This is a genomic window from Microbacterium salitolerans, from assembly GCF_019720895.1.
GTDB lineage: Bacteria > Actinomycetota > Actinomycetes > Actinomycetales > Microbacteriaceae > Microbacterium.
In genome coordinates, this window is sequence record NZ_JAHKSH010000002.1 from 312,484 (window position 1) to 328,894 (window position 16,411).

Consider the following 16,411-nt stretch of genomic DNA (forward strand, 5'->3'; position numbering starts at 1 on the left):
GCGTTTCCCCCGACGAAAAGAACCCTCACAACCGCGGGGTGCGGATGTGAGGGTTCTGAGACGTGCGGGGCGCGGTGCCGATCAGGTGGCGAGGACGCTCCGATCGGTGAGCACGAGGGGGCCGTCCTCGGTGATCGCGATGGTGTGCTCACTGTGCGCGCCGCGGGATCCGTCGGCGCTGCTCAGCGTCCAGCCGTCGCGCTCCTCCGTGATGAGCTGGTCGGTCGTCTGCAGGAACCACGGCTCGATCGCGACGACGAGACCCGGCTTGAGCGGGAACCCGCGGCCGGCGCGTCCGTTGTTGGGGATGTGCGGGTCGCCGTGCATCGTGCGGCCGACGCCGTGTCCGCCGAAGTCGGTGTTGATCGTCAGGCCTTCCGCGTGTGCGACGTCGGCGATCGCTGCCGAGATGTCGCCGACGCGTCCGCCGGGCTGCGCGGCCCGGATGCCGGCGGCGAGGGCGCGCTCCGTCGTGTCGATGAGGCGGAGGTCCTCGTCGCGCGGCGTGCCGACGACGAACGAGACCGCCGAGTCGGCAACCCAGCCGTTCACCGAGACGGCGAAGTCGAGCGTGACGAGGTCGCCGTCCTTGAGGGCGTAGTCGAACGGGCGCCCATGCAGGACGGACTCGTTGATCGATGTGCAGATGACCCGTCCGAACGGGCCGGATCCGAACGACGGCGCGTAGTCGAGGTAGCACGACGTCGCACCCGCCTGGTTGATGAGGTCGTGTGCCCAGCGATCGATCGTCAGGAGGTTGGTGCCGACCTTCGTCCGGTCGCGGAGCGTCTGGAGGGTCTCGGCGACGAACCGGCCCGCCGGCCTCATCTCGTCCATCTCGGCCGGTGTGCGCAGTTCGATCATGAGAGTCCTTTCGCGTGTGAATTCATTGTCCCGCATGTGTCCGCGCGGGGGCTGAGCCCTCGCGTCTCCGCGCCACTCGCGGATGTGGCAGAATGGACGTTCGTGCCTTGACTGGCGCGCCTGTCGGCGCGCACGGTTTCGCCTCTGCCGCAGGGGAGTCGAGGATCCGCCCATCATGGCGATCTCAAGAGCACGCGCGATCTCCTGACTATCTCACGCAGGCGACCTGGGGCGTCTGCAGGAAGCGATTCATCATGAACATCATCGATGCCGTCGACGCAGCTTCGCTGCGCACCGACATCCCCGAGTTCGGCCCCGGCGACACCGTGAAGGTGCACGTCAACATCACCGAGGGCAGCCGCTCGCGTGTCCAGGTCTTCCAGGGCGTCGTCATCGGTCGCCAGGGCGACGGCGTGCGCGAGACCTTCACGGTCCGCAAGATCAGCTTCCAGGTGGGCGTCGAGCGCGTGTTCCCCGTGCACTCGCCGATCATCGACAAGATCGAGCGAGTCTCGCGCGGTGACGTGCGTCGCGCGAAGCTCTACTACCTGCGCGAGCTGCGCGGCAAGAAGGCGAAGATCCGCGAGAAGCGCGACAACGCCTGATCGCCGATCACGCCGCTTCGGAACGCCCCGCGACCACCTCGTCGTGGGGCGTTCCGCGTATGGGATCCTGAAGAGTGATGACAACCGAACCAGCGCCGTCTGAGTCCCGCAGCACATCCCGGGGCCGCGGCATTCTGACCTTCCTCCGCGACGTCGTCGTGATCGTCGCCGTCGCCGTCGTCGTCTCGGTACTCATCAAGGCCTTCGTCGTGCGGTCGTTCTACATCCCCTCCGCATCGATGGAGGAGACGCTCATGACGGGGGACAGGATCCTCGTCGACGAGCTGACGGTCGACTGGACGGGCTACGAGCGCGGCGACGTCGTCGTGTTCCGGGACCCGGGCGGCTGGCTCGACGGTGCGGCGGCCGAGGGGCCGGGCGGCATCGCGGGCGCCGTCGACTGGATCCTCACGGGGGTGGGCATCTCCGCGTCGGATTCGGAGAATCACCTCGTGAAGCGCGTGATCGGGCTGCCGGGCGACCACGTCGTGTGCTGCAACTCCGTCGGCCAGCTCGAGGTCAACGGCGTGGGCGTCGACGAACTCGACTACCTGAATCTCCCCGAGGGCTCCACGCTCGCGTCGAACATGGATTTCGACGTCACGGTGCCCGACGGCGCCGTCTGGGTGATGGGAGACAATCGCAATCGTTCGCAGGATTCGCGCTATCACAACGAGCAGCCCGGCGGCGGGTTCGTCCCGCTCGACGACGTCGTGGGCCGCGTCGTCCTGCGCACGTGGCCGCTCTCGCACTTCGGGCCGCTCGAGAGCGGGCCCGACGCGTTCACCGGCGTCGCGGATCCTGCCTCATGACTCCCGTGTCTCCGACACTCGACCTCGAACGCCGCCTCCTGGCCGAGACGCCGCTGCTGTTCGGCCTCGACGAGGTCGGCCGCGGCGCCCTGGCGGGCCCCGTCGCCGTCGGCGCATCGGTGATCGATGCGGACACGGCGGCCGCCGAGATCCCGGAGGGGCTGCGCGACTCCAAGCTCGTCAGCGAGAAGAGGCGTCCCGTGGTCGCGGAGCGGGCCGCCGCGTGGGTGCGTGCGACGTCGATCGGCTGGGCGACTCCCGGCGAGGTCGACGAAGTCGGGATCATCGGCGCCCTGGGCATCGCCGCCACCCGTGCGCTCGTGAGTCTCGGCCGCGCGGGATACGACCCGGCGGCCGGCATCGTCCTGCTCGACGGCAACCACGACTACGTCTCGCACGCGGCGCGGAGCGAGGCCGGCCGGCTCGACGTGCGGGCCGTCGTCAAGGGAGACCGCGACCGGGCGTCGATCTCGGCTGCCTCGATCGCGGCGAAGGTGGCACGCGACGCACTGATGGTCGATCTGCACACCGCTCACGAGGAGTACGCGTGGGACCGGAACAAGGGTTACGCGAGCGCGGCGCACCGGGCAGCGATCTCCGCGCACGGTCTCACACCGCAGCATCGCCGATCATGGGCCATCGCGCCCGCACCCGAACTGTTCTGACGCCCGCGTTCGTATCCGTAGGATGGAGTGACCATGGATGACGATGTCTTCGACGATTTCGACCGAGAACTCGAGCTGGCGCTCTACCGCGAGTATCGCGACGTGGTCGGTCAGTTCCAATACGTCATCGAGACGGAGCGCCGCTTCTACCTCGCGAACGAGGTCAGCGTCGTACGTCACGACACGGAGCACGACTTCTACTTCGAGCTGACGATGCGCGACGTGTGGGTGTGGGACATCTACCGCGCCGACCGATTCGTCACGTCTGTGCGCGTCCTGACGTTCAAGGACGTCAACATCGAGGAGCTCTCGCGCCGCGATTTCGAGCTGCCGGACGACCTCTCCATCGGCAAGAAGTAGCCGACACGCCGAGCGCTGTCCGGGTGCCCAGCGTGTGCACAACTGCGAGTTCCGCAGATCCTTCCACAGTCCCCGCGGAATCTCGCGGGCACGGGAGAACGGCGGATCCGGGGAACCGCCAGCGTGGGGCTCATGCCTCACAACACCACCCTCGGGCGCGCGGGGGAACAGCGCGCCGTCCAGCACCTCGAGTCCCGTGGCTTCTGCGTCGTCGACCGCAACTGGCGGTGCACGGAGGGCGAGATCGACATCGTCGCGATCGCCGAGGGCATCCTCGCGATCGTCGAAGTCAAGACGCGCACGTCGACGCGCTACGGGCACCCGCTCGAGGCGCTGGACGAGGCGAAGGTCTCGCGGCTGTGGCGCATCGGGTTCGCGTGGGCGCGCGCTCACGTCGATGTCGCGCGCGGCCGTGACCTGCGCGTCGACGCCATCTCTGTGTGCGGGCCCGACCCGGCCACGGCAGACCTCGAGCACCTCGCGGGCCTGCGATGATCGTCGTCCGCACCTGGGCCGTCGCGCTCACGGGGCTCCGCGGCGAGCTCATCGAGGTCGAAGCCGACATCACGCAGCACCGCCCTGATTTCCGCCTCATCGGCATGCCGGATAAAGCGCTCGCCGAGGCGGTCCGGCGGGTCACGAACGCGAGCGAGAACAGCGGGCTGAAGCTGCCGGACCGCCGGCTGACCGTCAATCTGCTGCCGGCGAGCCTCCCGAAGCAGGGATCGGGGTTCGACCTCGCCGTCGCGATGGCGGCACTCGCAACCGACGGCCGCGTGGATCCCGAGTCGCTCGCGCGAACGGTCCACATCGGCGAGCTCGGCCTCGACGGGCGCATCCGCGCCGTCCCCGGAGTGCTGCCGGCCGTGCTCGCCGCCGTCCGCGCCGGTCGTCCGCGGGTGGTCGTCCCGCACGAGAATCGCGAGGAGGCCGAGCTGGTCCCCGGCGCGGAGATCATCGCCGCGGAGAACCTCGCCCAGGTGGCGCGCCTGCACGGTGCCGAGCTCGACGACATGGTGATCGAGGCGCCGTCGCCTCCCATCGCGCGTGCCATCTCGGAGCCGCGACGAGACGAGTCGCTCGACCTGTCGGATGTCGTGGGCCAGCCGCAGTCCGTCGACGCGCTCATCGTGGCGGCCGCCGGCGGCCACCACGTGCTGATGTCTGGTCCACCGGGCGCAGGCAAGACCATGCTCGCGCGCCGCATGCCGGGGATCCTTCCCGTGCTCGATGACGAGGCCGCGCTCGAGGTCGCGTCCATCAGATCGCTCTCGGGCGAGCGCGTCACCGGGCTCACGCGTACGCCGCCGTTCGAGGCGCCGCACCACTCGGCCACGATGGTGGCACTGGTCGGCGGAGGATCCCGCAAGGCGGCGCCGGGGGCGATCGCGCGGGCCTCCCGGGGCGTGCTCTTCCTGGATGAGGTGGCAGAGGCGCCGAGGTCGGTTCTCGATGCGCTGCGGCAGCCTCTGGAGCACGGGTCGATCTCGATCCATCGGTCGGGATTCACCGCGAGCTTTCCCGCACGTTTCCAGCTCGTGCTCGCGATGAACCCGTGCCCGTGCGGCGAGTTCGGCGTCGCGGGCGCCACGTGCACGTGCTCGCCCGCGGACGTCCGGCGATATGCGGGAAAGATCTCCGGGCCGCTTCTGGACCGCGTGGACATCGACCTGCGCCTGGAGCGTGTGTCGCGTCTCGGTGAGGAAGGCGGCTCGACGACGAGCGCACAGGCGCGCGAGACGGTCGTGCAGGCGCGGTCGCGTGCGGCCGAGCGCCTGGCCGACACGCCGTGGCGCACCAACGCGGAGGTGGGCGGACGGTGGCTGCGAGAAGGACCGCGCGCGCTGCGAGGCGCGGCCCGGCGCACGCTCGACAGCGCGCTTCAGCGCGGACTGCTCACGCTCCGCGCGTACGACCGCGTGACGCGCGTGGCCTGGACGATCGCCGACATCGAGGGGCGCGGCACCCCGAACGCCGCCGACGTCGGGCGAGCGCTGTTCCTCAAGAAGGGGGTCGCGCGATGAGCGGGCGACTCGAGACGGCCGATCTCCTCACCGCCGACGTGCGCGAGGCCGCCGCGAGGTGGCTGGGATCGCGGGACGACGATGCGCTGGCGCGGATCGCGTGGGCAGTCCTCGTCGAGCCGGGCGACGGGGTCGCGGGCGGAGCGATCGGGCAGCTCGGCGCACGGGACGCGCTCGATCTCGTCGCGTCGCCCGGCGGGGCCGGCACGACCGTCGCGCAGGCCGTCGAGCGCTGGCGCACACGATGGGATCCGCGGCTCCTGCTGAGCGCGATCGCCGCGGCGGACCGCAAGGACATGCGCCTGGTGACGCCATCGTCCGCGGAGTGGCCGCGACCGCTCGACGATCTCGGACCACACGCCCCGGTGGCGCTGTGGGTGCGGGGTGACCCCGCACTGCTGCCGAGCAGCCCATCGGTGGGCGTCGTGGGCGCGCGTGCCGTGACTCCGTACGGCGAGCACGCGACCGCCGACATCGTGAACGAGCTCGCGGAGACCGGTATCGCCATCGTGTCGGGCGCCGCCTACGGTGTCGACGGCATCGCGCACCGGGCGGCTCTGCGCGTCGGCGGGACCACCGTGGCCTTTCTCGCGGGCGGCGCGGATCGCGTGTACCCGGCCGGGCACGCGAACCTCCTCGCGCAGATCGCGGAGACCGGCGCCGTCGCGGCTGAGTGCGCGCCGGGAACGACGCCGACGCGCTGGAGGTTCCTCGCACGGAACCGCCTGATCGCCGCGCTGTCCGACGCCACCCTCATCGTCGAGGCCGGTGCGCGGAGCGGGAGCATCAACACGGCCGGCCACGCCGCCGCGCTGGGACGCCCGCTGGGCGCTGTTCCGGGGCCGATCACGAGCTCGACGTCCGCGGGCTGCCATCGCGTGCTGCGCGAGTACGACGCCACCTGCATCACGGGCGCCGCCGACGTGCGGGAGATGCTGGGCGACGTCGTGGCGGGACGGGCACGGGAATTCGAGTCGACGGAAGCCGTGCGCGTCGCGGACGCGCTCACTCGTCGCCGCGCTCGTTCAGTTGAGGAGATCGCGCAGCGCAGCGGCATGGCGGTCGATGATGTCGTCGCCGCACTCGGGATCCTCCTGCTCGAGGGTCGGGCGGCGGAGCGCGCCGACGGGTGGGTGTCGGCCGTGTGACTCATCGGGCGCGCCCTGGCGCGGGATCCGCTCGAGCCTGCGCATCAGGCGTCATGCTGGTGGCATGCTCCTCTCGCGCGCTGCGGATGCATTCGCGTCGCACCTCACCGACGTCCGCCGGCTGTCGGTCGCGACAGCGCGCGCATACCGGGCGGATCTCGCAGATCTTGCGGATGCCGTCGGCGACGTCGACATCGCCTCGGTCGATCTCGAGCATCTGCGCGAGTGGCTGTGGCGCGCGTCGCAGCGAGGGGATGCGCGATCGACCCTCGCCCGCCGCACCTCCTCCGCCCGCGGTCTGTTCCGATGGGCACTCGACCAGGGTCTCGTACCTGCCGATCCGAGCCTGCGGCTCGTCACGCCGAAGAAGGGCAGAACGCTGCCGCGAGTGGCGACCGCCGACGGCCTCGGAGAGATGCTCGAGCGGGTGCGGGCCGCAGCGGACACGGGGGATCCGGTCGCTCTCCGTGACCACGCCGTTCTCGAGCTGCTGTATGGGTCGGGGATCCGTGTGGCGGAGCTGTGCGGCCTCGACGTGGATGACGTCGACCTCTCTCGAGCGACGGCGCGCGTGGTCGGCAAGGGGGCGAAAGAGCGCGTCGTGCCGTTCGGTGCGCCGGCACGGAAGGCGATCGAGGCATTCCTCACCCGCGGCCGTCCGGCGCTGGCGGCGCGCACTGAGAATGCCGTGCCCGCGCTCTTCCTCGGTGCGCGGGGGGCGCGCATCGGCCCGCGTGCCGTCTACGATCTCGTCGCGCGCACGGTCGGTCCCGTCGTCGGCGGCGTCGCCGTCGGTCCGCACGCGCTGAGGCACTCTGCCGCGACCCACCTGCTCGATGGCGGTGCGGACCTGCGTGCCGTGCAGGAGCTGCTCGGACACGCGAGCCTCGGCACGACCCAGATCTACACGCACGTGTCGAGCGAGCGCCTCGCCGCCGCATATCGACTCGCGCACCCCCGCGCGTAGTCGCCTGCAGACGTCAGCAGCAGGGGAGGAGCACGGGCCGCTCCGCCGCCCCCAGGAGCGCCGTCGGATCGATGTACTCCCCGTCGAGACGTGCGCCGAGATGCACCGCTCCCGGCGGCGTATGGCCACCGGTCGCGAGCGTGCCCACGACGGATCCTCGCGTCACCGAGTCGCCTGCGGAGAGCTCGCTGTCGACGGGTTCGAGGGTCGACACGAGCCCGCCGCGGTGCTCGATCGTCAGGAGCGGCCGTCCGGCGACACCCCCGACGAAGGCGACGACGCCGTCCGCGGGAGAGACGACATCGGAGCCCGCGACGGCCACGTCGATACCGCGGTGGCCGGGCGCGTACTCGTGAGCCGGCTGCTCGTACGGCGACACGATCTCGTCGATGCCGCCCGGCCACGCCCAGGAACCGGCCGGCGATTCGCCGGCGGGATCGAGCGCGGATGCGGCGGAGACCGACGCCGGGATGGCAGCGACGGCGAAGACCAGGATGACGACGATGGAAGCGAGAAGGCGACGCATGGCCCCACCGTGACGGATCCTGCGGCCTCGCGCGGAGCCGGATGCGGCGATTGTGGAGAGAATCGAGGAAGCCGCCTCCTGTGGACACGCTGACCCCGCTGCCGTCCCGCGTTTCGCGGCGGATCCTGCTGATACACTGGTGGTCGCATCCCGTCTGTGCGGGATGACTTCGCGTGTCTCAGCGGCTTCGGCCGCGGCAGCACTCCCTCCGGTCCCTCCTCGTGAGGGTGGGCGTGCGTCGGGCACCAGGATCACCGGCATCCGCCGGTTCATCAACCGAATCGGCGCGTCTCGCGCGCCCTCACCCAAGGAGATACGGCATGGCCGTCGTCACAATCCGCCAGCTGCTCGACAGCGGCGTCCACTTCGGACACCAGACTCGTCGGTGGAACCCGAAGGTCAAGCGCTTCATCCTCACGGAGCGCAGCGGCATCCACATCATCGACCTCCAGCAGTCGCTCGCGTACATCGACCGTGCGTACGACTTCGTCAAGGAGACGGTCGCCCACGGCGGCACCATCCTCTTCGTCGGCACCAAGAAGCAGGCGCAGGAGGTGCTCGCCGAGCAGGCGACCCGCGTGGGTCAGCCCTACGTGAACGAGCGCTGGCTCGGTGGCCTCCTCACCAACTTCCAGACGGTGTCGAAGCGTCTCGCGCGTATGAAGGAGCTCGAGGAGCTCGACTTCGAGGACCCCGCAGGCACGGGCTTCACGAAGAAGGAGCTTCTGCTCAAGAAGCGCGAGCTCAACAAGCTCCACAAGTCGCTGGGCGGCATCCGCAACCTCACGAAGACGCCGTCGGCTCTCTGGGTCGTCGACGCCAAGCGCGAGCACCTCGCGATCGACGAGGCGCGGAAGCTCGGCATCCCCGTGATCGGCATCCTCGACACGAACGTCGACCCCGACGACATCACGTACCCGATCCCCGGCAACGACGACGCGATCCGCTCCGTCGCGCTGCTCACGCGCATCATCGCCGACGCCGCGGCCGATGGCCTGCAGCAGAAGCACAACCCGGAGGGCGACGCCGCGGCTGAGCCGCTCGCTGAGTGGGAGCGCGAGCTCCTCGAGCAGGGCGGACAGTCCGAGGCTCCCGCCGAGGAGGCTCCGGCCGAGGAGGCTCCCGCAGCGACCGACGACGCGCCGGCCGAGGAGGCTCCTGCTGAGGAGGCTCCCGCCGAGGAGAAGCCGGCCGAGGCTCCCGCAGCCGAGTGACCGTCACGAGGGCGGGTGTCGATCTCGGCACCCGCCCTCGTTCTCGGTGAGACGGGCACCGCACACTTTCACCACCGAAAACTCGTACACCTGCGACACCAAAGGGAAGCCACTCATGGCAAACGTCAGCATCGCCGACATCAAGACGCTGCGTGAGCAGCTCGGCACGGGCATGGTCGACACGAAGAAGGCGCTCGAGGAGGCCGAGGGCGACCTCGACAAGGCCATCGAGATCCTGCGCCTCAAGGGCGCGAAGGGCAACGCGAAGCGTGCCGACCGTGCAGCGACCGAGGGTCTCGTCACAGCCGTCGAGAAGAACGGCTCGACCACGCTCGTCGAGCTCGCCTGCGAGACCGACTTCGTCGCGAAGAACGACAAGTTCATCGCCCTGGCCGACACCGTCCTCCAGGCTGTGGCCGCGGCCGGCGCCAACGGCGTCGAGGCCGCTCTCCAGGTGGAGGCCGACGGCAAGACCGTCGAGCAGATCATCTCCGACGAGGCGGCCATCATCGGCGAGAAGATCGAGCTGCGCGGGGCGTCGACGCTCACGGGCGACGCGTTCCAGGTCTATCTCCACAAGACGAGCAAGGACCTGCCCCCGCAGGTCGGTGTGGTCGTCGCCTACTCGGGTGACGACGCCGAGACGGCGCGTTCGATCGCTCAGCACATCTCGTTCGCCGCCCCGCAGTACCTCACGCGTGACGAGGTGCCGGCTGAGGTCGTCGACAAGGAGCGAGAGATCGTCACCGAGATCTCCCGCAACGAGGGCAAGCCCGAGGCCGCCCTCCCGAAGATCGTCGAGGGCCGTGTGAACGCGTTCTTCAAGCAGGTCGCGCTCCTCGACCAGCCGTACGCGAAGGACAACAAGCTGTCGATCCAGAAGGTCGCAGACGACGCCGGCATCACGATCACCGGCTTCGCACGCTTCAAGGTCGGCGCCTGAATCCACCCGCGCCATGAGGGCCCGGGCTCCGCTTCTGCGGAGTCCGGGCCCTCCGCCGTTCCCGGGGTGCGCGTCCAGGCTGTCTCGCCGGCTTCTGCGCTAGCGTGGGAGGCACTGCCTGCAGGCCTCCGAGAGGAAGAAGACATCGTGATCAGCGACGCCCCCACCACCAGCCGCCGTGTTCTGCTCAAGCTCTCGGGAGAGGCGTTCGGCGGTGGCCAGATCGGCGTCGCTCCCGACGTCGTCGGCCAGATCGCCCGCGAGATCGCGGAGGCCGCCCAGGAGGTCGAGGTCGCGGTCGTCGTCGGAGGCGGGAACTTCTTCCGCGGAGCAGAGCTCTCGAAGAGCGGCATGGAGCGCTCGCGTGCCGACTACATGGGCATGCTGGGGACGGTCATGAACGCGCTCGCTCTGCAGGACTTCCTCGAACAGGCGGGCACCGAGACGCGCGTGCAGTCGGCGATCGAGATGCGACAGGTGGCGGAGCCCTACATCCCGCGACGCGCCGAGCGTCACATGGAGAAGGGGCGCGTCGTGATCTTCGGTGCCGGTGCAGGCCTCCCGTACTTCTCGACCGACACGGTCGCGGCGCAGCGCGCCCTCGAGATCCGCGCCGACGAGGTGCTCGTCGCCAAAAACGGCGTCGACGGCGTCTACACCGCGGACCCGCGCGTGGACTCAGAGGCGGAGAAGCTCGATCATGTGACGTACGGGGAGGCGCTGGTGAAGGGGCTCAAGGTCGTCGATTCGACAGCCTTCAGCCTCTGCATGGACAACGGCATGAGCATGCGCGTGTTCGGCATGGAACCCGCGGGCAACGTCACCCGCGCGCTGCGCGGCGAGCCCATCGGCACGCTGGTCACCCGCTGACTCGGCACGCCGCACGCCGCGGCGTCCGGCCCGCAGGGCGGGCGCCGATAGAATCATCTGAGCATCAACGACGAATGGAGTCCCCGTGATCGCCGACCTTCTGTCCGACGCAAAAAACCGCATGGATCGCGCCGTCGAGTCGGCGAAGGAGGACTTCGCCACCGTCCGCACAGGTCGCGCGAATCCGCAGATCTTCCAGCGCGTGATGGTCGACTACTACGGCACCCCGACGCCGCTCCAGCAGCTCGCCTCGCTCGCGAACCCCGAGGCGCGCACCCTTGTCGTGACGCCCTACGACAAATCCGCGCTCAAGGCGATCGAAGAAGCGATCCGCGACATGCCGAACCTCGGTGCGAACCCGTCGAATGACGGCAATATCGTGCGTGTCTCGATGCCGGAGCTCACCGAGGAGCGCCGCAAGGAGTACGTCAAGCTCGTGAAGGCGAAGGCCGAGGACGGCCGCGTCCGCGTGCGCGGAGTCCGCCGGCAGGTGAAGGACGACCTCGTCGCGCTGAAGGACGAGATCGGCGAAGACGAGATCGCCCGAGGCGAGAAGGAGCTCGACGCGCTGACGAAGAAGCACGTCGACCTGATCGATGAGGCGCTCAAGCACAAGGAATCCGAGCTTCTCGAGGTCTGATGGTGGCAGCGGCGTCTGAGCGCGACGAGCGGCAGGACAACCCGTCTGCCGCCGCTTCGCCGCGCGCTGATGAGCGGTCGTTGCACATGCGTGACGAGCTCGAGCATCGCCTCGATCAGGCGCGCGACCAGTTCGAGGCCACCAACGAGCGCATCAAGAATCGTACGGGGCGCGATCTCTTCGCGGCGATCGGCGTCGGCGTGATCGCGGGCGGCGGCGTGCTCGCGTCGCTGCTGTTCGTGAAGTGGGTCTTCGCGATCCTCGCGGTGGGCATCGCGGCGCTCGGTGTCTTCGAGTTCGCGCGCGCTCTGCAGGCGCGCGGTCGTCGGATCGACATCATCCCGCAGCTGATCGGCACCGTGATCATCATCACGGCCGCGTTCTGGTTCCCCTCGGCGGTCCATTGGACATCGCTGTTCATGACGCTCGCGCTCGTTATCGTGTGGCGCGTTCTCATCCAGATGTCGGCGCGCGATGGCCGCATCTACGCCTCGATCTTCAGCGACATCATCGTCGGCTGCTTCATCCCGCTGTACGTGCCCTTCCTCGCGAGCTCGGCGCTGGTTCTGGCTCGACAGGATGACGGGGAGCTGTGGGTGCTCGCGTTCCTTCTCGTCGTCGTCGCCGCCGACACCGCGGCCTACGCGTCCGGCCTCGCATTCGGCAGGCACAAGCTCGCGCCGCGCATCAGCCCCGGCAAGACCTGGGAGGGCTTCGCCGGCGCGGTCGTCGTCTCGGCGGTCGCGGGCGCGCTGACGGGCGAGTTCATGCTCGGGATCCCCTGGTGGGCGGGCGTCCTCTTCGCGTTCGTCATCGTCGGCTCGGCGACGATGGGCGATCTCGGCGAGTCGATGATCAAGCGCGACCTCGGTCTCAAGGACATGAGCTCCTGGCTCCCCGGGCACGGAGGGGTGCTCGACCGTCTCGACAGCATCCTCCCGTCCGCAGTGTTCGCCCTCGCGTTGTTCCACCTCCTCTCTCCTCTCGGAGCCGCATGACCGACACGAAGACGGGGACGTCGTCGCAGGCGCCCTTCACGCGCGTTCCGCGTCGCGCACGTGGCTACGAGCCGGCGAGCGTCGAGGAGTTCCTCGCCGCCGCTCGGGCGGCGTTCCAAGGCGAGTCGTCCGCGATGTCGAGTGACATCATTCGCACAGCGTCGTTTCCTCTCGTGCGCGGCGGCTTCGACGTGCAGGCGGTCGACACCGCGCTCGCGCGGCTCGAAGATGCGTTCGCGCAGCGGGAGCGCGATCAGCGGATCGCCGCCGCGGGTGCCGAGACGTGGGTCGAGCAGGCGCGAGCCGAGGCGCAGGAGCTCCTCGCTCGGATGAGCCGGCCCACGGGCCAGCGGTTCGATCGAGTGAGCTGGTTCCGCAGCGGGTACTCGGTCGCGGAGGTCGACGCGGTCACGTCGCGCATCGCGCGATACTTCTCGCACGCCGAGCCCCTCACGGTCGAGCAGCTGCGATCGGCGGCCTTCCATGCACAGCGCGGGGGGTACCGCGAGGAGCAGGTCGACGCAGTGCTCGACGCGGCGGTCAGCGTCATCCTCGCCGTGCGCTGACCGAGCGATCTCGAATCGACACGCCCGGATGTCACATTCGGGTAACAGCCCGTGTACAATCGCGAGCACTGTGACTTCTGCGAACAACGAGAACCGACCCATGACTCGCCGCCAGGCGCGAGCAATCGAGCGTTCCGCCGTCGCCGACGCGCGTCGCACGAACCGTGCTGTCGCGGCGTCCGCGCGTCGTTCGCAGAAGGCTCCCGCGTCGTCGGGAACGAAGCGGGTGGCGGCGGCCGTGTTCGGCGGCCTCGCCGCTGCGGGCTTCCTCGCCGCGACGATCGCGCCCGTCGTGGGATCTCAGGTGGCTCAGGCGAATCAGGATCCCGCGCTCTCGTCCTTCGCGACGGCGGCCGACGAGGCGCAGATCTTCGCGGCATCGACGAAGGGCGGGTCTCTCGCGGCCCTCTCGACCGTGTCGTACGAGGCCGAGCTGCGCACGCCGACGCCGACGCCGACCCCCGAGCCGGAACCCGAGGAGCAGCCGGTGGCCGCTCCCGAGCAGCCGACCGACGAGCAGCCCGCCGATGAGGGCGACCAGGGCGCCGAGATCCCCGCACCGTACAACCCGGTCGAGTACACGGGCGGGGGAGTCCCGGCCGACTGGATGGCAGCTGCCGGCATCCCCGAGGATCAGTGGGGGTACGTCGACTTCATCGTGAGTCGCGAAAGCGGCTGGAACCCCAACGCGACGAACCCGTCGTCCGGTGCATGCGGCCTCGTGCAGGCTCTGCCGTGCAGCAAGGTGCCCGGAAACGGCTACAACCCGGTCGACAATCTGAGCTGGGGCAACGGCTACGCCGTCGGACGATACGGCAGCTGGGAAGCGGCCTACGCGTTCTGGTCCACCAACCACTGGTGGTAGGGGCGACGCCTCCCGATGGGTCGCTCACGTCGCCGTCCTTCGCACCGCTCGTCTGACGCCTCCTTCGAGCGCCTCCTCTCGGGGTGGCGCCGCACGGAGTTCAAACGCGGGTACGAGTGGTCCGTTCAGCCCATGGGGCCGGGCCGCTCCGACAAGGAGTACGCCTGCCCGGGGTGCTCGCGCACCATCGAGCCGGGCGTCGCGCATGTCGTGACGTGGCGCGAAGACGGTGTGCTCGGCGCACAGGCCGATCTCGCCGCGCGCCGTCACTGGCACTCGCACTGCTGGAACATCTACTGACGAGGAGCTGGACGAGAGTGGAGATTCGCGGAGCGGCCGTGCTTCCCGCACGGCGCGAGGACATCGAGCTGCGCACGGACGACGGGCTCACGCTGGTGGGCGAGCTCGCGCTGCCGGCCGACAGAGATCCCGTCGCCACGCTGGTGACGCTGCACCCGCTGCCGACACACGGCGGGTTCATGGACTCGCACATCATCCGCAAGGCGGCGGCGCGTCTGCCGGCGCTCGCGGACCTGGCCGTGCTCCGGTTCAACACGCGCGGGACGAGCTCACCTCGCGGCACGAGCGAGGGCGAGTTCGGCGACGGCGTGGCAGAGGTGGCCGACGTCGCTGCGGCGATGCGCTTCGTGGCCGATCGCGGCCTGCCGAACCCATGGCTCGTCGGCTGGTCGTTCGGCACCGAGCTCACGCTGAAGTACGGCCGCTCGCACCCGGTGCAGGGCGCCATCCTGCTCTCGCCGCCGCTGCACCGCACGTCGCAAGAGGAGCTCGCCGACTGGGCCCACGATACGCGTCCTCTGATCGCCCTCATCCCCGAACACGATGACTTCCTCCGGCCGCCCGAGGCGCGTGAGAAGTTCGCCGTCGCACCCCGCACGGTGCTGATCGAGGTCGAGGACGGCAAGCACCTCTGGGTGGGCGAGAAGCAGACGTCGCGCGTGCTCGACGAGATCGTGCGCGCCGTGAATCCTGCCGCGCTTCCGCTGCCCGCCGAGTGGCCCGACGCCGACTGAGGCGGCCGCGCCTCTCTCAGCCGCTCAGCGCGCGTTCATGCGCGGGATGAGCACCTGCCGGTAGACGATGAGGATGCTCGCCGCGACCGGGATCGCGATGAGCGCGCCGAGGAGCCCGAGCAGCGCACCGCCCGAGAGCGCGGCGATGACCACGACGCCGCCGGGTACCGAGACCGCGCGGCTCATGATGCGCGGCGAGAACACGTACGCCTCGAGCTGCATGTAGACGAGGTAGTAGATGCCGGCGATGAGGGCGGTCGTCGTGTCGCCGACGTTGGGCAGGAGGCACACGAGCACGATGATCGTGGATCCCGTGACCGTTCCGACGAGCGGGATCATCGACCCGAGGAAGGCGATGACGGCGAGCACCATCGGGAACGGCGCGCCGATGATCGACAGCATGATGGCGCTCAGCACGCCGTTGATGGCGGCGAGCGTGACCTGACCCATGACGTAGTAGCCGACGGAGTCGGTGATCTGCTCGGCGATGTGCGTGAAGCCCGCACGGCGCGAGGCGGGGACGATCTGGTAGATCGCGCTCTTGAGCGACGGCGTCGACGCGGTGAGGTAGATCGTCAGGATGAGGATGATGAGCGCGCCGAACATCCCATTCGCGACGCCGACCGTCACACTCACGAGGTTCTCGGTGATGGAGAACAGGTTGGACGTGAGCCAGTCGTTCACGGCATCGAAGACGACGGGGACGTCGAGGTTCGGGAAGGTGTCGCCGATCCACACCTCGAAGTCGGTCTGCCACCCGGAGCGATTGAGCATGAAGGTCACGCGCGTGACCAGCTGGGAGATCTGCTCGATCAGCACGGGGATCACGATGAGGAGGATCCCCGTGAATGCGGCGAGCACGCCGATGATCGCCGTGACAACCGCCGCCCAGCGCGGGAACCTCCGGCGCTCCAGCCATGAGACGACCGGATCGAGACCCAGGGAGAGGAACAGCGCCGTGCCGATGTAGAGCAGCACCGTCGACAGGCTCGAGATGCTCTGCAGGAGGATGAACGCGAGACCCACGCCGAGGGTCGCGAGGAATCCCAGACGGAACGGGTTGTGGATCTTCATGTGTCTCCCGGTGGAGGGGCGGCGCATCGGGTCCGGAGTGCCTGAATGGAGCGTACTCGCCTCTGTGCGCGCGCTGAGAGCAGCACGCGGATGTGCGCAGGATCCGTCGGGACTGCCACTTCTCCCAGGTCGCGTCGTTAGTCTGGGACGTCTGTGGCGCCGGAGAGACCCGCCTTCGGCGCGTGAGCGAGGAGATTTATCCGTGCGATTTGTGTGGGCTGTGGTCGCTTTTCTGG

General features: G+C 69.4%; 20 protein-coding genes. 17 read left to right on the forward strand and 3 right to left on the reverse strand.

The window, feature by feature from the left end; translation table 11 throughout:
• Positions 1–81: 81 nt before the first annotated feature.
• Positions 82–864, reverse strand: a complete 783-nt coding sequence (map, locus tag KOL93_RS04705) for a type I methionyl aminopeptidase (protein ID WP_221584173.1) — start codon at positions 862–864, stop codon at positions 82–84.
• Between the two features lie 254 nt (positions 865–1,118).
• Here map and rplS point away from each other — a divergent pair, with 254 nt between their 5' ends.
• From rplS to KOL93_RS04745, 8 genes are all read left to right on the forward strand, one after another.
• Complete coding sequence (gene rplS / locus KOL93_RS04710) at positions 1,119–1,469, forward strand: 50S ribosomal protein L19 (RefSeq protein WP_221584175.1); 351 nt, start codon at positions 1,119–1,121, stop codon at positions 1,467–1,469.
• A gap of 77 nt (positions 1,470–1,546) precedes the next feature.
• Entirely contained in the window at positions 1,547–2,281 is a 735-nt protein-coding gene (gene lepB / locus KOL93_RS04715) for a signal peptidase I (RefSeq protein ID WP_221584176.1), read from the forward strand.
• Positions 2,278–2,946 carry a ribonuclease HII gene (locus KOL93_RS04720; protein ID WP_221584177.1) on the forward strand — a complete coding sequence of 223 codons (669 nt, stop codon included), beginning with the start codon at positions 2,278–2,280 and terminating at the stop codon, positions 2,944–2,946. Before lepB ends, KOL93_RS04720 begins: the two co-directional genes overlap by 4 nt.
• Positions 2,947–2,979: 33 nt before the next feature.
• Positions 2,980–3,306 carry a DUF2469 family protein gene (locus tag KOL93_RS04725; protein WP_221584178.1) on the forward strand — a complete coding sequence of 109 codons (327 nt, stop codon included), beginning with the start codon at positions 2,980–2,982 and terminating at the stop codon, positions 3,304–3,306.
• 132 nt (positions 3,307–3,438) lie between these two features.
• Positions 3,439–3,801 (forward strand): YraN family protein, encoded by a 363-nt coding sequence (locus tag KOL93_RS04730; RefSeq protein WP_221584179.1) that lies wholly within the window; start codon positions 3,439–3,441, stop codon positions 3,799–3,801.
• A complete protein-coding gene (locus KOL93_RS04735; protein ID WP_221584180.1) occupies positions 3,798–5,330 on the forward strand; it encodes a YifB family Mg chelatase-like AAA ATPase in 1,533 nt (510 codons plus the stop codon). Before KOL93_RS04730 ends, KOL93_RS04735 begins: the two co-directional genes overlap by 4 nt.
• Positions 5,327–6,478, forward strand: a complete 1,152-nt coding sequence (dprA, locus tag KOL93_RS04740; protein ID WP_221584182.1) for a DNA-processing protein DprA — start codon at positions 5,327–5,329, stop codon at positions 6,476–6,478. The genes KOL93_RS04735 and dprA overlap by 4 nt, the downstream gene beginning before the upstream one ends.
• Positions 6,479–6,542: 64 nt before the next feature.
• Complete coding sequence (locus KOL93_RS04745; RefSeq protein WP_221584183.1) at positions 6,543–7,445, forward strand: tyrosine recombinase XerC; 903 nt, start codon at positions 6,543–6,545, stop codon at positions 7,443–7,445.
• A gap of 13 nt (positions 7,446–7,458) precedes the next feature.
• Here the strand turns inward: KOL93_RS04745 and KOL93_RS04750 are convergent, their stop codons facing one another.
• Positions 7,459–7,971, reverse strand: a complete 513-nt coding sequence (locus KOL93_RS04750) for a murein hydrolase activator EnvC family protein (RefSeq protein ID WP_221584184.1) — start codon at positions 7,969–7,971, stop codon at positions 7,459–7,461.
• Positions 7,972–8,291: 320 nt separating this feature from the next.
• On the opposite strand from KOL93_RS04750, the gene rpsB reads away from it, so the two are divergent.
• The 9 genes from rpsB to KOL93_RS04795 all read left to right on the forward strand — a co-directional run bounded on the left by rpsB (position 8,292) and on the right by KOL93_RS04795 (position 15,101).
• Positions 8,292–9,185, forward strand: coding sequence for a 30S ribosomal protein S2 (gene rpsB / locus KOL93_RS04755; protein WP_221584185.1), 894 nt, complete (start codon positions 8,292–8,294; stop codon positions 9,183–9,185).
• A gap of 115 nt (positions 9,186–9,300) precedes the next feature.
• Positions 9,301–10,128: a translation elongation factor Ts gene (gene tsf / locus KOL93_RS04760; protein WP_221584186.1), complete on the forward strand. Its 828-nt coding sequence runs from the start codon at positions 9,301–9,303 to the stop codon at positions 10,126–10,128.
• Between the two features lie 150 nt (positions 10,129–10,278).
• Positions 10,279–10,998, forward strand: a complete 720-nt coding sequence (gene pyrH, locus KOL93_RS04765; RefSeq protein ID WP_221584516.1) for a UMP kinase — start codon at positions 10,279–10,281, stop codon at positions 10,996–10,998.
• An 85-nt stretch (positions 10,999–11,083) separates the two neighbouring features.
• Positions 11,084–11,638 carry a ribosome recycling factor gene (gene frr / locus KOL93_RS04770; protein WP_221584187.1) on the forward strand — a complete coding sequence of 185 codons (555 nt, stop codon included), beginning with the start codon at positions 11,084–11,086 and terminating at the stop codon, positions 11,636–11,638.
• A gap of 86 nt (positions 11,639–11,724) precedes the next feature.
• Positions 11,725–12,636, forward strand: a complete 912-nt coding sequence (locus KOL93_RS04775; protein WP_221584188.1) for a phosphatidate cytidylyltransferase — start codon at positions 11,725–11,727, stop codon at positions 12,634–12,636.
• A complete protein-coding gene (locus tag KOL93_RS04780) occupies positions 12,633–13,202 on the forward strand; it encodes a DivIVA domain-containing protein (RefSeq protein ID WP_221584189.1) in 570 nt (189 codons plus the stop codon). Before KOL93_RS04775 ends, KOL93_RS04780 begins: the two co-directional genes overlap by 4 nt.
• 100 nt (positions 13,203–13,302) lie before the next feature.
• Positions 13,303–14,067: an aggregation-promoting factor C-terminal-like domain-containing protein gene (locus KOL93_RS04785; RefSeq protein ID WP_260405934.1), complete on the forward strand. Its 765-nt coding sequence runs from the start codon at positions 13,303–13,305 to the stop codon at positions 14,065–14,067.
• Positions 14,068–14,082: 15 nt separating this feature from the next.
• Positions 14,083–14,367, forward strand: coding sequence for a hypothetical protein (locus tag KOL93_RS04790; protein WP_221584190.1), 285 nt, complete (start codon positions 14,083–14,085; stop codon positions 14,365–14,367).
• A gap of 17 nt (positions 14,368–14,384) precedes the next feature.
• Positions 14,385–15,101, forward strand: a complete 717-nt coding sequence (locus KOL93_RS04795; protein WP_221584191.1) for an alpha/beta hydrolase — start codon at positions 14,385–14,387, stop codon at positions 15,099–15,101.
• A 24-nt stretch (positions 15,102–15,125) separates the two neighbouring features.
• Here KOL93_RS04795 and KOL93_RS04800 read toward each other — a convergent pair whose 3' ends face one another.
• A complete protein-coding gene (locus KOL93_RS04800) occupies positions 15,126–16,175 on the reverse strand; it encodes an AI-2E family transporter (RefSeq protein ID WP_221584192.1) in 1,050 nt (349 codons plus the stop codon).
• Between the last annotated feature and the right edge of the window lie 236 nt (positions 16,176–16,411).